The following is a 16,123-nucleotide window of genomic DNA, read 5'->3' on the forward strand; positions in this document are numbered from 1 at the left end:
GGTGGCGCTGTGCGTGAGGGGCCGTGGGTGGCGGGCGGGGCGTCGAGCCCCGCCCGCCACCGGCCGGGACCGCCCTACGCCGAGGGCAGTTCCTTCAGCTGGATGTTGCGGAAGGACACCTGGTCGTCGGCCCCGTGGTTCTGGAGGCCGATGTAGCCGTCCTCGAGGCTGCGGACGGGGTCGGTGTTGGTGAAGTCGTTGATCTTCACTCCGTTGAGGAAGATCTGGAGCCGTTCACCCTGGACCTTGATCTCGTAGCTGTTCCACTGGCCCGGCGGCCTCAATACCTGGTCGCGTGCCTTGGTGTTGGCCGCCTTGAAGGTGTAGACGGAGCCGGTGGTGCGGTCGACGGCGTCGGAGGCGTCGATCTGGACCTCGTAGCCGTTGTTCACCGCGGACCAGGGGTCATCGGACTCCGGGAAGCCGACGAAGACGCCGGAGTTGTCGTCGCCCGCCATCTTCCAGTCGAGCTTCAGGGAGTACGACTTCAGTTCCCTGGCCTGGTAGGTGAGCAGGCCCATGCCGCCCTGGGAGCGCAGTTCGCCGTCGACGACGTCGAACGTGCCGGGTCCTGCCTGCTTCCAGCCTTCGAGGGTCTTGCCGTTGAAGATCGACCGGTAGCCGGTGCCGGGCTTGCAGTCGGCCTTGACCTGGCCGGCCGCGTACCGCACTCCGCCGAGGAGGAGCTTGCGGAAGTCCGCGTCTGCGTAGGACTCCTTGGTGTGCCCGAGCCCGGTGTAGAAGGACCGGCCGCCCTCGTAGGCCTGGCACCAGGTGATCGGGTGATCGCCCTTCATGGTGCCGCCGGTGTAGGTGGTCTCGTCGAGCGTGGCGAGGACCTTCACCTTGTCGCGCGGGTTGGTGCGGTAGTTGTACAGCTCGTCGGTCCGCTCCCAGGCCTCGCCGAGGTGGGCGGTGGCCGGGTGCTTGTGGTCCTCGACGCGGACGGTGACGGGCTGGATGGCGGGGTGGCCGGAGAAGTAGGCGCCGACGAGTCCGCCGTAGAACGCCCAGTCGTACTCGGTGTCGGCTGCGGCGTGGATGCCCATGTAGCCGCCACCGGTGGCGATGTAGTTCTCGAAGGCCTTCTGCTGGTCGGTGTTCAGGACGTCACCGGTCGTCGACATGAAGACGACTGCGTCGTAGCGGGCGAGGTTGGCCGTGGTGAACTGGCCCGCCTCCTCGGTGGCGTCGACCGTGATGTTGCTGTCCTTGCCGAGCTCCTTCAGTGCGGCGATCCCTTCGGGGATCGCGTCGTGGCGGAAGCCGGCGGTCTTGGAGAAGACCAGGACGCGCTTGGCCGTCCTGTCGGGCGGAGTGTTGGAGAGTTCGAAGTCGTCGATGTCGTAGAGCGCGCCTTCACCGCCCTTGAACACCAGGAAGAGTTCGGTGGCCTTCTTCGGGGCTCCGCGCAGGGGGACGTCGATGTCCTGGAAGGTCTCCCAGCCGCCGGTCACCGGCACCGGTGCGGAGCCGAGGATCTTCCCGGTCGCCGAGCCGGTGCGTACTTCGAGGAAGCCGCCCGCGCCGCCGGAGGAGATCCGGGCGGTGAGCTTGGTGGAGTCGCCGAGGATGTACGGCTTGAAGGAGATCCAGTCGTCGTTGTCGATGTCGCCGACGGTCTTGCCGCCCTCGGCGTTCGCCTTGTCGTAGGTCTTGATGCCGGACGAGTTGTTGAAGTGCTCGGCCTGGCGGTGGCGCGGCTGGAGCTGCGACTGGTCGTGGCCGGTCAGTGCGGCCTGGCCGCCGCCTCCGCCATCGGTGTAGGAGGCGTCGATGACCCCGAAGATGTTGGCGTTCGGATCGTGTCCGCCGTCCATCTCGGTCTTGATGGTGCCGGTGCAGCCGTGTTCCGTCGTGATGGGGTGGCCGTGGCTGTCGTGACCGAGCACGAAGCGGACCTCGACCTTGGAGCAGTCGATCGTGCCGTCCTCCGGGTCGGTGACGGTGACCTTGAACGGGATCGCGTCCCCGAAGGTGAACAGCTGCCCGTCACCGGGGAGTTCCAGGTTCACCGTCGGTGCCGTGTTGCCGACGGTCACGTGCACGCTGGCCGCGCCGGTGCGCCCCGAGGGGTCCTTCGCGGTGACGGTGGCGACGTAGGTGCCGTTCTTCTTGTACGTGTACACGGGGTTCGCGGCGGTGGAGGTGCCTCCGTCGCCGAAGTCCCAGGCGTAGGTGAGGGCGTCACCGTCCCCGTCGGATGTGCCGGCCGACGAGAACTGCACCTTCAGTGGTGCGGTGCCCGACGTCTTGTTCGAGGACGCCTCGGCGATCGGGGAGCGGCCTCCTGTGGCGTTCTCGATGCGGTAGAGCGCGGAGTGCTCGTCACCGCCGAACCAGGAGAGGCCGTAGTCGAGGACGTACAGCGCGCCGTCGGGTCCGAAGGCCATGTCCATGATCTGTGTTCCGGACCACGGGATGTCGTTGATGGACTCGACCTTGCCGTCGGCGTCCTGCTCGATGCGCTTGATCCACTGCCGGCCGAACTCTCCGGCGAAGAAGTCTCCGTCGTACGCCTCGGGGAACTTCACGGGCGAGTCGAGGTCCGCATCGTAGTGGTAGACGGGTCCGCCCATGGGGGACTCCGAGCCGGTGCCGAACTCCGGTACGGAAGCGCCGTCGTACGGGATCCAGGCGGCCTGGGCCGGGGGCAGGTCGACGAGGCCGGTGTTGTGCGGCGAGGTGTTCTTCGGGGCCGCGCAGTCGAAGGCGGCGCCGGAGGTCTTGGTGGCGAAGTCGTAGTTCATGTAGGGGTCGTTGGCCCCGGTGCAGTAGGGCCAGCCGAAGTTGCCGGCCTTGGTGACCCGGGCGAACTCGACCTGTCCGGCCGGTCCGCGCTTGGGATCGGCGGCGCCGGCGTCCGGTCCGTAGTCGCCCACGTAGACGATGCCGGTGGCCTTGTCGACGGAGAAGCGGAAGGGGTTGCGGAAGCCCATCGCGTAGATCTCGGGGCGGGTCCTGTCCGTCCCCGGCGCGAAGAGGTTGCCGTCCGGGACGGTGTACGAGCCGTCGTCGGCGACCTTGACGCGGAGGATCTTGCCGCGCAGGTCGTTGCTGTTGCCGGCGGAGCGGCGGGCGTCGAACGCCGGGTTGCGGTCGGGGCGCTCGTCGATGGGGGTGAACCCGTCGGAGGCGAAGGGGTTGGTGTCGTCGCCGGTCGACAGGTACAGGTTGCCGTCGGCGTCGAAGTCGATGTCGCCGCCCACGTGGCAGCACATGCCGCGGGACGTCTGGACGTCCAGGACCTTCTTCTCGCTGCCGAGGTCCAGCGTGCCGTCCTCGTCGAGGACGAAGCGGGAGAGCCGGTTGACGCCGTCGAACGGGGCGAAGTCGGCGGCGGTGCCGGTCTCGGGGGCATCGCCCGGCGGTGTGTCCAGCGGGGGTGCGTAGTAGAGGTAGATCGCCCGGTTCTCGCTGAACTTCGGGTCGACCCCGATGCCCTGGAGGCCTTCCTCGTCGTGCGAGTAGACGGGCAGGACGCCCGAGATCCTGGTGTTGCCGGCGCTGTCGGTGATGCGCAGCTCGCCGCTGCGGGAGGTGTGCAGCACGCTGCGGTCGGGGAGCACGGCGAGCGACATGGGCTCGCCGGTCTCGGCGGCGCCCTTGGCGAGGGTGACCTGCTGGAAGTCCTCCGCGGCCGGGGCCGGGGCCGGTTCCTCGTGGGCGGCGGCCGTGCCCGAGGCGGCGCTCAGGCTGAGGGTGGCGGCGGCGAGGAGGCCGCCGGTGAACAGGGCGAGGGATTTTCGGACACGGAGCCTGGTTCGGCTGCCGCTGCGAGTTCTGTGCACGAGTGTCCTCCGGAGAGTGCCGGTGGTACGGGCGGGTGCTGCCGTTCCGTGATGCGCGGGGACTGCCGCGCAGGTCAGCCGGGCCTGTGCGGCTTCGGTGACGGGGGTATGACCGAGATCTATGTCATGTACACGTCTTGGACGGTAGACCCGTTCGTCCTGGACGGAAAGCCCTTGCACAGCGTTCTTGTCGAACTTTTTCCCTGGCGAGGACAAAGAGGCGTGCGGGCAGGCAGGATCGCCCCACCCCGCCCTTTCCCGTCTCCGGGGCCGCGCCCCGGACCCCGCGCCTCGTACACCGGCGAGGCTGAGGACTCGCTCCCTGCCGGGCGCGCTCAAGCCCCTCCCGCGATCGAGGACCGGGGATCGGGGGCAGCGCCCCCGGAAACGCTCAGCCGTTGCCGCCGAACGCCGCGTCGAACGACGCGGCCGGCGGGTCGAAATCGAACCGCTTCAGTGACGTCAGGGCCTCAGGTGCCCCCGCCAGCCGGTCCATCCCGGCGTCCTCCCACTCCACGGACACCGGCCCCTCGTACCCGATGGACCGCAGCATCCGGAACACGTCCTCCCAGGGCACGTCCCCGTGCCCCGCCGAGACGAAGTCCCAGCCGCGCCGCGGATCACCCCACGGCAGGTGGGAGCCGAGCCGGCCGTTCCGGCCGTCCAGACGCTTGCGCGCCTCCTTGCAGTCCACGTGGTAGATCCGGTCCCGGAAGTCGTACAGGAAGCCCACCGGATCCAGGTCCTGCCAGACGAAGTGGCTCGGGTCGAAGTTCAGCCCGAACGCCGCCCGGTGGTCCACCGCCTCCAGCGCGCGGTGCGTCGTCCAGTAGTCGTACGCGATCTCACTGGGATGCACCTCGTGCGCGAACCGCACACCCTCCGCGTCGAAGACGTCGAGGATCGGATTCCAGCGCTCCGCGAAGTCCTCGTACCCCCGCTCGATCATGTGCGGCGGAACGGGCGGGAACATCGCGACCAGGTGCCAGATCGACGAGCCCGTGAAGCCGATGACCGTGTCCACACCGAAGGCGGCGGCCGCCCGGGCCGTGTCCTTGATCTCCTGCGCGGCGCGGCGGCGCACCCCTTCGGGCTCCCCGTCCCCCCAGATCCTGGCGGGCAGGATCCCCTGGTGGCGCTCGTCGATCGGGCTGTCGCAGACGGCCTGGCCGACCAGGTGGTTGGAGACCGCCCAGCACTTCAGCCCGTACTTGTCGAGCAGTTGATGCCGGCTCTCCAGATATCCGGGGTCGGCCAGGGCCTTGTCCACCTCGAAGTGGTCCCCCCAGCAGGCGAGTTCCAGTCCGTCGTAGCCGAAGTCACGGGCGTGGCGGCAGACGTCCTCCAGGGGCAGATCGGCCCACTGACCGGTGAAGAGGGTGAAGGGACGGGGCATGCGCAGGACCTCCTAGGACTGTACGGGGGTGAGTACGGAGTTCTTCGCGGCGCTCTCCTCCACCGCCGCCAGCACCCGCTGCACCTGCAGCCCGTCGGCGAACGACGGGACGGGAGCCGCCCCTTCGGCGATGGTGCGCACCGCGTCGCGGGCCTGGTGGATGAACGTGTGCTCGTAACCGAGTGCGTGCCCCGGCGGCCACCAGGCCTCCAGGTACGGATGCTCGGGCTCGGTGACGAGGATGCGCCGGAAGCCGGCCGTGGTGGCGGGCTCGGTGTGGTCGTGGAAGGACAGTTCGTTGAGGCGTTCCAGATCGAAGGCGAGCGAGCCGAGCTCCCCGTTGATCTCCAGGCGGAGCGCGTTCTTGCGCCCTGCGGCCATCCGGGACGCCTCGAAGGAGGCGAGGGCGCCCGAGGCGAGCCGGCCGGTGAACAGCGCCGCGTCGTCCACCGTCACCGTGCCGTACTCCCCGGCGGCCGCGACACCGCCGAGGCCCCCCGACGGCCCGGCGAGCAGCGGGCGTTCGCGGACGAAGGTCTCGCTCACGGCCGAGACCGCCACCAGCAGCTCCCCCGCCAGGAACTGTGCGAGGTCCACGATGTGCGCGCCCAGGTCGCCGAGGGCGCCGGAGCCCGCCTGCTCCTTCCTCAGCCGCCAGGTGAGCGGGGAGGCCGGGTCGACCAGCCAGTCCTGGAGGTAGGTGGCCCGGACGTGCCGCAGGGTGCCGAGCCGGCCCTCGGCGATGAGCTTTCGCGCGTAGGTGAGGGCGGGCACCTTGCGGTAGTTGAAGCCGACCATCGCGACCTGGCCGCGGGCGGCGGCCCGCGCCGCCGCCTCGGTCATGGCCTCCGCCTCCGCGACCGTGTTGGCGAGCGGCTTCTCGCACAGCACGTGCTTGCCCGCCTCCAGGGCGGCGATGGCGATCTCCGCATGGCTGTCGCCGGGGGTGCAGATGTCGACGAGCTGGACGTCGTCCCGGGCGATCAGGGACCGCCAGTCGGTCTCCGCCGCCGCCCAGCCGTGCCGGCCGGCGGCGGCCTCGACCGCCGTCCGGTCGCGTCCGCAGATCGCGGCGAGCACCGGCCTCATCGGCAGCTCGAAGACATGGCCCGCGGTGCGCCACCCCTGCGAGTGGGCGGCGCCCATGAACGCGTATCCGACCATGCCGACCCCGAGCGTCGGTGCGCTCGCCGTCGGCCGGTACGTCGGCGGCGCGGCCGACTCCTGCTCCGTCTCTTCCCTACGGGCCATCCGGGCTTCCTCCTCGTCGGTGGTTCGGTGGGTGCGGCGGGAGGGTCAGCACCCTCCCGCGGGACGGCTCAGTTGAAGCCCGTCGGCAGGTACTGGTCGATGTTCTCCTTGGTGACCACGGCCGAGTACAGGGTGAGATTGGTCGGGATCTCCAGCTCGGCGAGCCCGGCCACCCCCTTGGCCTGGCCGAGCGCACGCGCCAGGTCGATGGCCGATGCCGCCATGGTCGGCGGGTAGAGGACGGTGGCCTTCAGCACGCTGTTGTCGGCCTTGATGGCGTCCATGGCGGACTTGGCCCCGGCTCCGCCGACCATCAGGAACTCGTCGCGGCCGGCCTGCTGGATGGCCCGGAGCGCGCCGACGCCCTGGTCGTCGTCGTGGTTCCACAGCGCGTCGAACTGCTTCTGCGCCTGCAGGAGCTGGGACATCTTCGCCTGGCCGGACTCGACGGTGAAGTCGGCGGCCTGACGGGCCACCAGCTTGATGTTGGAGTAGTTCTTCAGCGCGTCGGCGAAGCCCTGGCTGCGCTGCTTGGTGAGCTCCAGGTTGTCGAGGCCGGCGAGCTCGACGACCTTGGCGTCGGGCTTGTCCTTGAGCTGTTCGCCGATGTACGTGCCGGCGTTGAGGCCCATGCCGTAGTTGTCGCCGCCGACCCAGCAGCGGTAGGCCTGCGGGGAGGCGAAGATGCGGTCCAGGTTGATGACGGGGATGCCCGCCCGCATGGCCTCCAGGCCGACCTGGGTGAGTGCCTTGCCGTCGGCGGGGAGGATGACGAGGACGTCGACCTTCTTGTTGATGAGGGTCTTGACCTGGCCGATCTGCGCGGCGGTGTCGTTGGAGCCCTCGGTGGTCTCCAGCGTCACCTCGGAGTACTTCTTCGCCCGCGACCTGGCGTTCTCGTTGATGGCGTTGAGCCAGCCGTGGTCGGCCTGCGGTCCCGCGAAGCCGATGGTGACGGGCTTGCCCGGCTTGTCGTCCGCGGCAGGCGCGTTGCTCTGCGCGGCGGTGTCCTTCTCCTTGGGCTCGTTGCTGGTACAGGCGGTCAGGAAGGCGCCTGCGGAGACTGCGGCGGTACCGAGGAGCAGTCCTCTGCGACTGGTTTCTGGCATGGCTGTCAAACCCTTCATCCATTGCGGCGTGGGATGCGGAACAGGGGGTCGAGCTGAAGGAGACGGGGGTCAGGTCTCCTTGTGGGCCGACGTCCGGCTCTGGACGAGGACGGCGGCGACGATGATCGCGCCCTTGGCGATCTGCTGGACATCGCTCTGCAGATTGTTGAGCGCGAAGATGTTGGTGATCGTGGTGAAGACGAGGACGCCCAGGACGGAGCCGACGATGGTGCCGCGGCCTCCACTGAGCAGAGTGCCGCCGATGATCGCGGCGGCGATGGCGTCGAGCTCGTAGAGGTTGCCGTTGGTGTTCTGGCCGGAGCCGGACAGGATGATCAGCATGAAGGCGGCGATGCCGCAGCAGAGCCCGGACAGCAGGTAGAGGTAGAGCCGCTGCCGGCGCACGTCGATGCCGGCCAGCCGCGCCGCTTCCGCGTTGCCGCCGACGGCGACCGTGCGGCGGCCGAAGGTCGTACGGTTCAGCACGAGCCAGCCGACGACGGTGACCACGGCGAACATCATGACCAGCGGCGGGACGCCGAGGACGTACGCGTCCGGCAGGCCCAGGTCGAGCACCGACTTGACGGTGACGATCTGTGTCTTGCCGTCGGTGATGTGGAGGGCCAGTCCGCGGGCGGATGCGAGCATCGCCAGCGTCGCGATGAACGGCACCAGCCGGCCGTACGCGATGAGCACACCGTTGACGAGTCCGGCGCCGAGTCCGACCAGGACGGCGGTGAAGAGGATGCCCGCGAAGCCGAAGTCCTGGGTGGCGAGCGTCGTCGCCCATACGGAGGCGAGAGCCACCATGGCGCCGACGGAGAGGTCGATGCCCCCGCTGATGATGACGAAGGTCATGCCGACGGTGACGACGCCGATCACGGACGACTGGGTCAGGATGAGCTGAAGGTTCCCGGTGTCCAGGAACGCGTCGGGTTCGGTGATCCCGCCGACCGCTATCAGCGCGGCGAGGACACCGAGCAGGGAGAGGTTGCGGACGTCCACGCGCAGCCCGAAGGCACGCGGGGATCCGTCCTTCTTCGGGGACGCGGGGGCGGACACGGGCGCGGCGCTCTTGTCCGGCCCGCTCTGCTGCGCCGATGAGACGGGCTGCGTCATGACGTCGGGCTCCCTTCCATCACGAGGTCGAGTACGCGGTGCTCGTCGAGCTCCCCGGCGTCCGCCGTATGGACGACGCGGCCCTCACGGAGGACCAGCACCCGGTCGGCGAGGCCCAGGACTTCGGGCACTTCGCTGGAGACGAGCAGTACGGCCAGGCCTTCGTCGGCCAGCCGTCGGATCACGGCGTAGAGCTCGGCGCGGGCGCCGACGTCCACACCGCGGGTCGGTTCGTCGAGCAGCAGCACCCGGCAGCCGCGCAGCAGCCAGCGGGCGAGGACCGCCTTCTGCTGGTTGCCGCCGGAGAGGGTGCGGACGGGGGCGTCCGGGTTGTCCGGGCGCAGGGAGAGTTCACGGGTGGCGGCGCGGGCCGCTTCGCGTTCGGCTCCCCGGTCGAGCCAACCCGCTCTGGAGAAACGGGACATGGTAGAGACGGAGACGTTCCGGGTGACCGATTCGAGCATCAGCAAGGCCTGCGCCTTGCGTTCCTCGGGGGCGAGGCCGATACCCGCGGCGACGGCGGAGCGTACGCTGCCGGGCCGCAGAGGCTTGCCCGCGACCGAGACCCGTCCGGCGGTGGCCTTCCGGGCGCCGTAGATGGTCTCCAGGATCTCCGAGCGCCCGGAGCCGACGAGACCGGCGAGGCCGACGATCTCGCCGGGCCTCAGCTCCAGGTCGACCGGGGCGAACTCGCCCTTCCTCGTGAGGCCTTCGACCGTGAGGACCGGCGCGGGAGCGGGCCGGGCGTCCTCGGAGACGGCTTCGGGCCGGGGCGGGAAGACGTACTCGACGTTGCGGCCGGTCATCATGGCAACGATGTCGCGTGTCGGCGTGGACTCGGCGGGGAGTCCGACCGCGACGGCCCGGCCGTCCTTGAGCACGGTCACCCGGTCGCCGATCCGGCGGATCTCCTCCAGGCGGTGCGAGATGTAGACGACGGCGACGCCCTCCGCAGTCAGCGAGGCGACGATCCTGAAGAGGTTGTCGACCTCGTCGGGGTCGAGGGCCGCGGACGGCTCGTCCATCACGATGAGGCGTACGTCGTGCGAGAGCGCCCGGGCCATCGAGACGATCTGCTGCTGGGCCGCGGAGAGCTCACCGACCTGGCGGGCGGGGTCGATCTCCGGATGGCCGAGGCGTTTCAGGAGGGCGGCGGCCGCGGTGCGGCCCTCACGCGTGCGGACGACGAAGCCGGCGCTGGTGTGCTCATGGCCCAGGAAGACGTTCTCGGCGACCGACAGGCCCTCGACCAGGTCGAGTTCCTGGTAGATGGTCGCGATCCCGAGGCGCATCGCGGTGATCGGCGACTTGAGCACGGCAGGTGTGCCGCACCAGGTGATCTCGCCGTCGTCGGGCTGGTGCGCGCCTGCGAGGACCTTGATGAGCGTGGACTTGCCGGCGCCGTTCTGACCGAGGAGGCAGTGGACTTCGCCGGCCTGGACCTCCAGGTCCACGCCGTCGAGGGCGCGCACGCCGGGGAAGGACTTGGTGATGCCGGACATGGTGAGCAGCGGTGGTTCTGAAGCCATGACGAATCCCCTCGGCGGATGGGGTGCCCCTGCGCGGGCGAGTCCGGGAGCAGGGGGGAAGGGCCGGTGAGCGGGCAGGGCGCAGTGCTGTCCCGGGTGTGTCACCCGGACCCCGGCCTGGGCGCGGGGCGGTGCCTATGGTGCCGTCGGGCCTTGATGCGGACCGGTGAGGAGTGGGGCGGGTGAAGGAGCGGACGGGTGACGGTTCACGCAGGTGAGAAGAGGTGGTCGCTGATGAGCCTGGCCGCGCCGATGACTCCGGCAGCGGGTCCGAGCTCGCCCAGCACGATCGGGAGGTTTCCGGTGGCCAGCGGCAGGGACTGCCGGTAGACCTGGGTCCGGACGCTGGCCAGCAGCGTGTGGCCCAGTCCGGTCACCCCACCGCCGATCACCACCAGACCGGGGTTGAAGAAGCTGACGAGTCCCGCGATGACCTGTCCGACCCGGTTTCCGCCTTCGCGGATCAGGTCGAGCGAGGTGGGGTCGCCGGCCGCCGCGGCGGCGGCGACGTCGACGGCGGTGAGCTTTCCGGACGCCTCCAGCCGCGCCGCGAGCTCCGGGGACTGTCCGGCACGGGCCGCGTCCTCGGCGTCACGAGCCAGCGCGGCGCCGCTGAAGTGTGCTTCCAGACAGCCTCGGTTGCCGCAGGCGCACGGGCGGCCGTCGGGCTCGACCTGGATGTGGCCGATGTCGCCGGCGCTGCCCGTCGTACCGCGGTGGACCTCTCCGCCGACGACGATGCCGCACCCGATGCCGGTTCCGATCTTGACGCAGAGGAAGTCGCCCACGGAGCGGGCGACGCCCGCGTGCTGCTCCCCCATCGCCATCAGGTTCACGTCGTTGTCGACCATGACGGGGCAGCCCAGTTCCTGGCTGAGCGCCTCGCGGACCGGGAAGCCGTCCCAGCCGGGCATGATCGGCGGTGCGACCGGGATCCCCTCGGGGAAGCGGACCGGACCGGGTACGCCGATGCCCGCGCCGTCGAACCCTTCGGCGAGGCCGGAGGCCCGGAGCTTGGCCGCCATGGCCAGCACCTGCTCGAAGATGGCGACGGGGCCTTCACGTACGTCCATGGGGTGGTTGAGGTGGCCCAGGACCTCCAGCTCCGCGTTGGTGACCGCCACATCGACCGAGGTGGCGCCGATGTCGACGCCGAGGAAGCGCAGTGCCGGGGCGAGCCGGATGTTGTGCGAGCGACGCCCGCCGCGGGATGCGGCGAGTCCGTCGGCCACGACAAGGCCGGTCTCCAGCAGTCTGTCCACCTCGACGGCGAGCTTGGAGCGGGAGAGATCGACCTGATCCCCCAGCTGTGCCCGTGAGTTGGGCCCGCCGTCGCGCAACAGCCGGAGCAGTCGCGCCTGATGCGCATTCGCGGGTCGTGCCGTCATTCGTCTCACGCGCCCCTCCCCGCCACATCGGCCTGTCCGTCGGGCTTTGGAGGGGAACGTAGCAGCGGTTGCTGAGGGTGGGAAGAAGTTGCGCAGGAATCCACCACAACTTTCTCCACCCTGAGGACAAAGGCGAGGGCGCGGCACTGCGGAGAGCGCGGCCGGACCATCGCCCGGACAGGGCGATGCCCCTGGTCACCGACGGCTCGATTCGGCCCCGGCGTCCTGAATCGGACGGCGGGTCGAAGAACGGCGGAAGGCGGCGAGCGACTCTCGAGCGCACCCGGTTGCACCTACCGGGCCGCCCGCGGGGCAGTCAGCGGCGGACGAGGCCAGGCGGTGTCGTGGCCGGCGAGAAACGACTAGCCGGCCACGGCGCCGGTGCCGTCCCGGTGAACGCGGTCAGCTCTCTTCGCGCTGGTGGTACGTCTGGCGGGTGTGCTCCGTGTGGGCCCGCATGATCGCGGTCGCCCGCTGCTCGTCACGCGAGGAGATCGCGGCGATCAGGGACCGGTGCTCGATCCAGGACTGCGTACCACGCTGCCGGGCGACGGGGGTGTAGTACCACCGGACCCGGCGGTCCACCTGGCCGGCCAGTTCGGAGAGGACGACGTTGCCGGCCAGTTCCATGACCTTGGCATGGAACGCGGCGTTGGTCGCCACCGCAAGATCCACGTCGTCGTCGGCGACCGCCTGCTCCCCCTTGGCGCAGAGCTCCTCCAGTTCGGCGATACCCGCGGTGCCCGAGTTGGCGGCTGCCAGCCGGGCGGCCTCCGCCTCCAGGAGCGTACGGACCGAGAGGAGCTGATCCGCCTCCTCCTCCGTGGGTTCGTGGACGAACGCACCCTGGGCGGGCCGCAGATCGACCCACCCCTCGGTGTTGAGCCGCTGCAACGCCTCACGTACCGGCTGCCGGGACACGCCGAGGTGTCCGGCCAGCTCGCTCTCGACCAGATGCTGGCCGGGGCGGAGCGCCCGGGTGGTGATGAGTTCGAGCAGCGCTTCGTAGACGCGCTCGCGCAGCGGACCGGGCCGTTCCAGCTTCGGCACAGCCCCTTGCGGCAGTCCTGTGGACAACATCGCGGTCCCCCTCCGGGCGACGAGCAATTGCTTATCGTCTACAGTCTACCGAGCACAGCACCCCTCATGGACAGCGGATCACCTGTCCCGCGTAGCTGAGGTTCCCGCCGAAGCCGAAAAGCAGCGCCGGGGCACCGCTGGCCACCTCGCCCCGCTCCACCAGCTTGGACAGGGCCATCGGGATCGAGGCCGCGGATGTATTGCCTGAATCCACCACATCCCGGGCGATGACCGCGTTGACCGCACCGATCTTCCTGGCGACCGGTTCGATGATCCGCAGATTGGCCTGATGCAGTACCACCGCGGCGAGATCCTCGGGGGTGATTCCTGCCTTCTCGCACACCTTGCGCGCGATGGGCGGCAGCTGGGTGGTGGCCCAGCGGTAGACGGACTGGCCCTCCTGGGCGAAGCGCGGCGGTGTGCCCTCGATCCTTACCGCATCACCCATTCCCGGCACGGAACCCCACAGCACAGGCCCGATCCCGGGCCTGCCGTCCACCCCGGTGTCGGCGACCACGACAGCGGCACCGGCGCCGTCACCCATCAGCACACAGCTGGAACGGTCGGACCAGTCGACGATGTCGCCCATCTTGTCGGCACCGATCACGAGCGCACGTGTGGCGGCACCCGCCCGGACGGCGTGGTCGGCGGTGGCGAGGGCGTGGGTGAAGCCGGAGCAGACCACATTGATGTCCATCACCGCGGGCGAGGACATGCCCAGGCGCGCGGCGACCCGGGCCGACATGCTCGGCGAGCGGTCGATCGCGGTGGAGGTGGCAACCAGGACCAGGTCGATGTCGGCCGGCTGAAGGCCTGCGGCAGCGAGCGCCTTGGCCGCTGCGTGCGCGGCCAGCTCGTCCACCGGCTCGTCGGGGCCGCCCAGGTGCCGGGTCTTGATTCCGACACGGCTGGTGATCCACTCGTCACTGGTGTCGACCATGGCCGCCAGGTCGTGGTTGGTGAGCACCTTGGCGGGCTGATAGTGGCCGAGCGCCACGACACGTGAGCCGGTCATATTCAGGTTCCCCTCGCTACTTATGGCAGGAACCATCCAGTCTTGGTCGCTACCGCCCGGTACAAGGGCACGTGATCCCACAGGAATACCGGCCGGAGGTTGGAGGCTTGACGACAGCCTTGATCAGCCTGACCGCATACTGTAGACAACATTCTGTCGACTTAGCAGCGTCTCCAGTTCCTCTCCCGCACCTCCCGCTGCTCCCCCGCTCCCGCCTCGCCGCCTGGGACGAGCCGGCCCGGACGGAGACCACCACCGTCCGTGCGTACCGCGGAGTCGGCTGCAACGTCACGCTCCATGTGCAGGACAATGAGGTCGTCACGGTCACCTCGCCGCACGACGACCCGGTGACCCACGGCAACCTCTGCGTCAAAGGCCGTTTCGGCTTCCAACCACGTACAGAATCGGGTCTGACTGTCATGGGACGGGTCACCGAGCGCCGCCGCACCATCCGCATCCGGGACGGAGCGGTCTCCACCCGCCCGGACACCCTCGTCGCCGAGGAACCCCTGGAGATCCGGCTCAACGGCAAGCCGCTCGCCATCACGATGCGCACCCCGGGCGACGACTTCGCGCTCGCGGCCGGCTTCCTGGTGAGCGAGGGCGTGATCGGTGAGGGCTCCGAGGTGCAGTCGATCGTGTACTGCGCCGGGGCGACGGCCGACGGGGTGAACACGTACAACGTGGTGGATGTGCGGCTCGCGCCCGGGGTCGTGGTCCCCGACATCACGCTGGAGCGCAACGTCTACACGACGTCCTCCTGCGGTCTGTGCGGCAAGGCCAGCCTGGACGCGGTGCGCACCACGACCCGGCACCCCGTCTCCGACTCTCCCCCGGTCCGGGTCGGGCCCTCGCTCCTGGCCACCCTCCCCGACCGGTTGCGTGCCTCGCAGCGGGTCTTCGACCGGACCGGGGGTCTGCACGCGGCGGCGCTGTTCTCCGAGACGGGCGAGCTGATCGACGTACGGGAGGACGTCGGCCGGCACAACGCGGTCGACAAGCTGGTGGGCCGGGCCCTGACCGACGGCCGGCTGCCCCTGTCCCGGGCTATCCTGCTGGTCTCGGGCCGGGCGTCGTTCGAGCTCGCGCAGAAGGCGGTGATGGCCGGCATCCCGATGCTGGCGGCCGTCTCGGCGCCCTCGTCCCTCGCGGTGGACCTGGCGGCCGAGACCGGCCTGACCCTGGTCGGCTTCCTGCGGGGGCCGTCCATGAACGTGTACGCGGGAGAGCACCGCATCGCCCTGGAGGCGACGGCCGCGCAGGACTGAGGTGCCCCGCCCCGCCGCACAGGTGAGGGGCTGCCGTGGCCCCGGGCCGGGAAGTGGCCACGCTCCGGTGCGTGGCCACCCGGTCGGAGGTCACCCGACAGCCGCGGGGCCGGCTGGCGGGGAGCGCCCCCTGAGCCGGCCTCTCAGCCCACGGGGGCGGCCTCCCGCACCCCCGCACCCTCCGGGAACTCCAGGGGGTCCCGGGCACGTCGCTTCGCGATCACCGCGCACACCATGAGCTGCATCTGGTGGAAGAGCATCAGCGGCAGCACGGCGAGGCTCGCCTGTGCGCCGAACAGGACGCTGGCCATCGGCAGGCCGGAGGCCAGGCTCTTCTTGGAGCCGGCGAACTGGATGGCGATGCGGTCCTCGCGGCCGAAGCCGAGCCGCTTGGCCCCGAACCAGCTCACCGCGAGCATCAGCGCGAGCAGCACCGCCTCGGCGGCGAGCAGCGCTCCGAGCCGGGCCGGGGTGACCTGGTGCCAGATGCCCGCGACCATGCCCTCGCTGAACGCGGTGTAGACGACCAGGAGGATCGAGCCCCGGTCCACATAGCCCAGGACCTTCTTGTGCCGGGCGAGGAAGCCGCCGATCCAGCGGCGCAGCAGCTGCCCCGCGACGAACGGCAGCAGCAGCTGGACACCGATCTTCAGCAGGGCGTCCGCGGAGAACCCGCCCCCGCTGTTGCCGAGGAGCGCCGCCGCGAGCAGCGGGGTGACGAAGATGCCGGCGATCGAGGAGAAGGAGCCCGCGCAGATCGCCGCGGGCACGTTGCCGCGGGCGATCGAGGTGAAGGCGATCGACGACTGGATGGTCGAGGGGACGAGGCACAGGAAGAGGAAGCCGCTCTGCAGCTGGGGTGTCAGCACGTACGGCACCAGCCCCCTGCTCGCCAGGCCCAGGAGCGGAAAGGCGACGAAGGTGCAGGCCAGCACGGTGAGGTGGAGCCGCCAGTGCTTGAGGCCCTCGACGGCCTCCGCGGTGGACAGCCGGGCACCGTAGAGGAAGAAGAGGAACGCGACCGCCCCGGTGGAGGCGCCGCCCGCCACATCCGCGGTGGTGCCGGAGGCCGGCAGCAGAGCCGCGAGTACGACGGTGCCGATCAACGCCATGATGTACGGGTCGACCGGCAGCCAGGACGGCAACTGCGGGGTGCGGCGGCTCATGTGCTCCACGT

General features: G+C 70.0%; 11 protein-coding genes. 1 reads left to right on the top strand and 10 read right to left on the bottom strand.

What is annotated here, in order from left to right:
- Nucleotides 1-74: 74 nt before the first annotated feature.
- The 9 genes from ABZ434_RS19765 to ABZ434_RS19805 form a co-directional block, all read right to left on the bottom strand.
- Nucleotides 75-3,791 carry a ThuA domain-containing protein gene (locus ABZ434_RS19765; RefSeq protein WP_359138152.1) on the bottom strand — a complete coding sequence of 1,239 codons (3,717 nt, stop codon included), beginning with the start codon at nt 3,789-3,791 and terminating at the stop codon, nt 75-77.
- A gap of 391 nt (nt 3,792-4,182) precedes the next feature.
- The gene (locus tag ABZ434_RS19770) at nt 4,183-5,187 is read right to left on the bottom strand and encodes a sugar phosphate isomerase/epimerase family protein (RefSeq protein ID WP_359138155.1); all 1,005 of its coding nucleotides are present in this window, start codon (nt 5,185-5,187) and stop codon (nt 4,183-4,185) included.
- A gap of 12 nt (nt 5,188-5,199) precedes the next feature.
- Entirely contained in the window at nt 5,200-6,438 is a 1,239-nt protein-coding gene (locus ABZ434_RS19775; RefSeq protein WP_359138158.1) for a Gfo/Idh/MocA family oxidoreductase, read from the bottom strand.
- A 68-nt stretch (nt 6,439-6,506) separates the two neighbouring features.
- Nucleotides 6,507-7,547 (bottom strand): substrate-binding domain-containing protein, encoded by a 1,041-nt coding sequence (locus tag ABZ434_RS19780; RefSeq protein WP_359138162.1) that lies wholly within the window; start codon nt 7,545-7,547, stop codon nt 6,507-6,509.
- 69 nt (nt 7,548-7,616) lie between these two features.
- Entirely contained in the window at nt 7,617-8,666 is a 1,050-nt protein-coding gene (locus tag ABZ434_RS19785) for an ABC transporter permease (RefSeq protein WP_359138165.1), read from the bottom strand.
- On the bottom strand, nt 8,663-10,195 hold the full coding sequence (locus ABZ434_RS19790; protein ID WP_359138168.1) for a sugar ABC transporter ATP-binding protein: 1,533 nt from the start codon (nt 10,193-10,195) through the stop codon (nt 8,663-8,665). The genes ABZ434_RS19785 and ABZ434_RS19790 overlap by 4 nt, the downstream gene beginning before the upstream one ends.
- Nucleotides 10,196-10,401: 206 nt before the next feature.
- On the bottom strand, nt 10,402-11,583 hold the full coding sequence (locus tag ABZ434_RS19795) for an ROK family transcriptional regulator (protein WP_359138171.1): 1,182 nt from the start codon (nt 11,581-11,583) through the stop codon (nt 10,402-10,404).
- Nucleotides 11,584-11,985: 402 nt separating this feature from the next.
- Nucleotides 11,986-12,663 carry a GntR family transcriptional regulator gene (locus tag ABZ434_RS19800; protein WP_359138173.1) on the bottom strand — a complete coding sequence of 226 codons (678 nt, stop codon included), beginning with the start codon at nt 12,661-12,663 and terminating at the stop codon, nt 11,986-11,988.
- 64 nt (nt 12,664-12,727) lie between these two features.
- A complete protein-coding gene (locus tag ABZ434_RS19805; RefSeq protein ID WP_359138176.1) occupies nt 12,728-13,678 on the bottom strand; it encodes a beta-ketoacyl-ACP synthase III in 951 nt (316 codons plus the stop codon).
- A 71-nt stretch (nt 13,679-13,749) separates the two neighbouring features.
- Between ABZ434_RS19805 and fdhD the strand changes: the two genes are divergently transcribed.
- On the top strand, nt 13,750-14,946 hold the full coding sequence (fdhD, locus tag ABZ434_RS19810) for a formate dehydrogenase accessory sulfurtransferase FdhD (protein WP_359138179.1): 1,197 nt from the start codon (nt 13,750-13,752) through the stop codon (nt 14,944-14,946).
- A gap of 143 nt (nt 14,947-15,089) precedes the next feature.
- Here fdhD and ABZ434_RS19815 read toward each other — a convergent pair whose 3' ends face one another.
- Nucleotides 15,090-16,112 (bottom strand): bile acid:sodium symporter family protein, encoded by a 1,023-nt coding sequence (locus ABZ434_RS19815; RefSeq protein WP_359138182.1) that lies wholly within the window; start codon nt 16,110-16,112, stop codon nt 15,090-15,092.
- Between the last annotated feature and the right edge of the window lie 11 nt (nt 16,113-16,123).

The sequence above is a fragment of the Streptomyces sp. NPDC005761 genome, from assembly GCF_040630635.1.
Taxonomy (GTDB): Bacteria; Actinomycetota; Actinomycetes; order Streptomycetales; family Streptomycetaceae; genus Streptomyces.

Excerpts from the sequence above, each read along its gene's own strand:
- ABZ434_RS19775 (WP_359138158.1), bottom strand. The coding sequence starts at position 6,438 with ATGGCCCGTAGGGAAGAGACGGAGCAGGAGTCGGCCGCGCCGCCGACG.
- ABZ434_RS19785 (WP_359138165.1), bottom strand. The coding sequence starts at position 8,666 with ATGACGCAGCCCGTCTCATCGGCGCAGCAGAGCGGGCCGGACAAGAGC.
- ABZ434_RS19795 (WP_359138171.1), bottom strand. The coding sequence starts at position 11,583 with ATGACGGCACGACCCGCGAATGCGCATCAGGCGCGACTGCTCCGGCTG.
- ABZ434_RS19815 (WP_359138182.1), bottom strand. The coding sequence starts at position 16,112 with ATGAGCCGCCGCACCCCGCAGTTGCCGTCCTGGCTGCCGGTCGACCCG.
- ABZ434_RS19770 (WP_359138155.1), bottom strand. The coding sequence starts at position 5,187 with ATGCCCCGTCCCTTCACCCTCTTCACCGGTCAGTGGGCCGATCTGCCC.
- ABZ434_RS19780 (WP_359138162.1), bottom strand. The coding sequence starts at position 7,547 with ATGCCAGAAACCAGTCGCAGAGGACTGCTCCTCGGTACCGCCGCAGTC.
- ABZ434_RS19805 (WP_359138176.1), bottom strand. The coding sequence starts at position 13,678 with ATGACCGGCTCACGTGTCGTGGCGCTCGGCCACTATCAGCCCGCCAAG.
- ABZ434_RS19790 (WP_359138168.1), bottom strand. The coding sequence starts at position 10,195 with ATGGCTTCAGAACCACCGCTGCTCACCATGTCCGGCATCACCAAGTCC.
- ABZ434_RS19800 (WP_359138173.1), bottom strand. The coding sequence starts at position 12,663 with ATGTTGTCCACAGGACTGCCGCAAGGGGCTGTGCCGAAGCTGGAACGG.